Origin of the sequence: Streptomyces sp. M2CJ-2 (genome assembly GCF_016757295.1) — a bacterium.
Taxonomy (GTDB): Bacteria; Actinomycetota; Actinomycetes; order Streptomycetales; family Streptomycetaceae; genus Streptomyces.
Genome location: NZ_JAESIF010000266.1, coordinates 1 through 778, shown reverse-complemented (window position 1 = coordinate 778; position 778 = coordinate 1). Strand labels below are relative to the sequence as shown.

The following is a 778-nucleotide window of genomic DNA, read 5'->3' as shown; positions in this document are numbered from 1 at the left end:
CTGGTGATGCCGGCGTCCTGGCAGGCCCGGGCCACGCGGACAGCGATTTCGCCACGGTTGGCGATGAGCACCTTGGTCAGCATGCCGTCTCCTGTACGTCCGTCCGGTCGGCACTGAGCGCATCGACGGTCTCGACGATGCGGCGGATGTCCGCACCGGGGGTGAACACCGCGGCGACGCCCATGGCTTCGAGCGCGCGGACATCGGCGTCCGGGATGATGCCGCCGACCAGGATGCGGACGTCGCTCGCGTCTTCCCGTGCCAGCAGCTCGATCACGCGCCCCACGATCGTCAGGTGGGCGCCCGAGAGGACGGAAAGGCCCAGGACGGGTGCGTCCTCGGCGATGACGGTGGCGACGATCTGCTCCGGGGTCTGGTGCAGTCCGGTGTAGATCACCTCGTGCCCGGCGTCGCGCAGCGCGCGGGCGATCACCTTGGCGCCGCGGTCGTGACCGTCGAGTCCGGGTTTGGCGATCACCACACGCAGTCGAGGCGGCGCCGCACCACCGAGATCTGCGCGCTGTCGCAGGACGTTCATGGTCTCTCCGTTCGGAAATTCACTGGGGGAGGGCTGAGGCGCGCCAGCCGACAGGGCCGTATCCCTGAGGCGTGCGCAAGAGCAGTCGAGGGGAGGCCCAAGCACCGGCACGGTGGGGAGCAGGTCCGGGACCCGGGGCACGGACAGCGGAGAGCAACGCGACCACGGCGGCGAGCTCCTCCGGGGTGGGATGGCCCCGTACGACCTTGATCACAGCGGCTCCTGGGGGGCTAGAAGGGG

Annotated in this window: 3 protein-coding genes; all 3 read right to left on the bottom strand. The window is 70.2% G+C overall.

All coding sequences use genetic code 11. From position 1 onward, the window contains the following. Positions 1-83: biotin carboxylase N-terminal domain-containing protein (locus JL475_RS39235; RefSeq protein WP_272933043.1), on the bottom strand; the 83-nt coding region annotated here is incomplete at its 3' end. Beyond that, positions 77-538 carry a cobalamin B12-binding domain-containing protein gene (locus JL475_RS39230; protein ID WP_202282961.1) on the bottom strand — a complete coding sequence of 154 codons (462 nt, stop codon included), beginning with the start codon at positions 536-538 and terminating at the stop codon, positions 77-79. The genes JL475_RS39230 and JL475_RS39235, both read right to left, overlap by 7 nt. A gap of 19 nt (positions 539-557) precedes the next feature. Beyond that, entirely contained in the window at positions 558-752 is a 195-nt protein-coding gene (locus JL475_RS41395) for an acyl-CoA carboxylase subunit epsilon (protein ID WP_202282960.1), read from the bottom strand. Between the last annotated feature and the right edge of the window lie 26 nt (positions 753-778).